Consider the following 1902-nt stretch of genomic DNA (forward strand, 5'->3'; position numbering starts at 1 on the left):
CATATAGCAACGTTTCCTCGGTCATATAGCAACGTTTCCTCGGAATTTGACAACAAATATTTATTATGTTGTTATAACAACATAATAAAACCGTTGCTAAATAGAATGACATGGCCGACTTAGTCGTAAAATCAAATAAACTTGTTCAAGCCTTACAGACACTTACTTTAAGTGAAACTCGCCTATTACAGCTCGCTATTGTCGATGCTCGTGAAACAGGTCAAGGATTATCAGCAGAAGAACCATTAGAACTAAATGCTAGTAGATATGCTACAGCCTTTAATGTTTCACCTGATGCTGCTTATTTAGCTTTAGTTGAGGCAGAAGATTCTTTATTTAAAAGACAATTTACTATTACCAATGAAGATGGAACTTTAACAAAAAGTCGTTGGATTCAAGATGCTAATTATCGAAAAGGTGAAGGTCGCATACTAGTAACATTAACTCGTGTTGTAATTGAACATGTCACAAAAATAGATGGCTTTGAACAATATTTTACTAGTTACCATCTTAAAAAAACTTCCGATTTTAAAAGCGTTTATGCTGTACGACTTTATGAGTTGTTAATGCAATGGAAGTCTGTAGGCAAAACACCTATATATGAGTTGAATAAATTTCGTAGCCAATTGGGTATAGGAGTTAATGAATATGATCGTATGGAGGCTTTTAAAAGACGTGTTTTAGATATTGCTATTAAACAAATTAATGAGCTTTCTGATATTACTGTTAAATATGAGCAACATAAAAAAGGTCGCGCTATTTCAGGTTTTTCATTCGCCTTCAAACAAAAGAAAACGAATCAACCAATAGCAGATAAGCGAGATCCAAACACGCTAGATCTTTTTTCAAAAATGACGGATGCTCAACGTCATATGTTTGCTAATAAGCTGTCAGAATTACCTGAAATGGGGAAATATTCTCAAGGTACAGAAAGCTACCAACAGTTTGCTGTACGTATTGCTGAGATGCTACAAGATCCCGCTCAATTCAAAGAGCTATACCCATACCTAAAAAAAGTGGGATATATGCCATCAAATAAAAAGGACTTAGTAAATGGCTAAGTTATCACTAAGTGAAGTATCCAATCGCTTTAATGTTAGTCGCTCTACGCTATATAGGGCTATAAAAGAAGGGCGTATATCTCGAAGCGCTGATGGTCTTTTTGACATTGCAGAAGTCATTCGCTGCTTTGGAGAGCCAATTAAAAAGCACGAGCCAAACCAAGTAATAACTTCACCCAAAGATGATGCGGATTTGCGTCAGTTGGTTGACTTCATGAGAAAAGAGATTGAATCATACAAGGATAGAGAAAAACGTTATTTAGACCAAATAGACCGCTTCCAATTGTTGCTAGGACATAAAGAGTCAGAAGAAAAAATGTCTCATGACACACCAAATAGACATTTCAATGAAACACCTTGCGACAACAATGATGACTCAAGTGAAAGTATTGAAAATAAAAGCATAGAGCCAAATTCATTATCTCATGACACAGTAACGAGACATATCAGTGAAGCACCAAAAAACGTATCACAGACACATCATGAGACAAGAAAAAAACGTAGCTTATTTGGCCGAGTACTGAGTGCGGTATTCAATGAGGACTAAGCTCTCCAAGGAGCATTACGTATGAAAAAACTGAAAGAGATCCTACAAGGCATTGCATTTCTATTTATCGGGATTCCTATCATGATTATAGCCAGCATTATGGATCAACGAGCCTTTAAAAAGGAGAAGGATCAGCGCCAAAAAGCCCAAGAGCAAAGCAAGTGATTGTTCATCAAAACTTATTAAAACCGTGGAACATTGATCAGTAAGTAAGCGTGGAACATGAAAAATCATAAAAAAAGCCCAATCGGGTGTGATTGGGCTATAAACTAGAAACTACAGCATTGATTTCTA

At 36.1% G+C, this 1902-nt stretch carries 3 protein-coding genes; all 3 read left to right on the plus strand.

Annotated elements, in window-relative coordinates:
• The first annotated feature begins 110 nt into the window (after positions 1-110).
• From repM to F947_RS14670, 3 genes are read left to right on the plus strand one after another with little or no spacing between them, the layout of a single operon-like run.
• On the plus strand, positions 111-1061 hold the full coding sequence (repM, locus tag F947_RS00195; protein ID WP_004968397.1) for a replication initiation protein RepM: 951 nt from the start codon (positions 111-113) through the stop codon (positions 1059-1061).
• Positions 1054-1608 carry a plasmid replication DNA-binding protein gene (locus F947_RS00200; RefSeq protein WP_004968399.1) on the plus strand — a complete coding sequence of 185 codons (555 nt, stop codon included), beginning with the start codon at positions 1054-1056 and terminating at the stop codon, positions 1606-1608. Before repM ends, F947_RS00200 begins: the two co-directional genes overlap by 8 nt.
• Before the next feature lie 21 nt (positions 1609-1629).
• Complete coding sequence (locus tag F947_RS14670; protein ID WP_004968401.1) at positions 1630-1773, plus strand: hypothetical protein; 144 nt, start codon at positions 1630-1632, stop codon at positions 1771-1773.
• The last annotated feature ends 129 nt before the right edge of the window (positions 1774-1902 follow it).

Origin of the sequence: Acinetobacter towneri DSM 14962 = CIP 107472 (assembly GCF_000368785.1) — a bacterium.
In the GTDB taxonomy this organism is placed as follows: Bacteria; Pseudomonadota; Gammaproteobacteria; order Pseudomonadales; family Moraxellaceae; genus Acinetobacter; species Acinetobacter towneri.

What these genes read in the sequence shown, in the direction of transcription:
- repM (WP_004968397.1), top strand. Translation starts at nt 111, where the DNA reads ATGGCCGACTTAGTCGTAAAATCAAATAAACTTGTTCAAGCCTTACAG.
- F947_RS00200 (WP_004968399.1), top strand. Translation starts at nt 1,054, where the DNA reads ATGGCTAAGTTATCACTAAGTGAAGTATCCAATCGCTTTAATGTTAGT.
- F947_RS14670 (WP_004968401.1), top strand. Translation starts at nt 1,630, where the DNA reads ATGAAAAAACTGAAAGAGATCCTACAAGGCATTGCATTTCTATTTATC.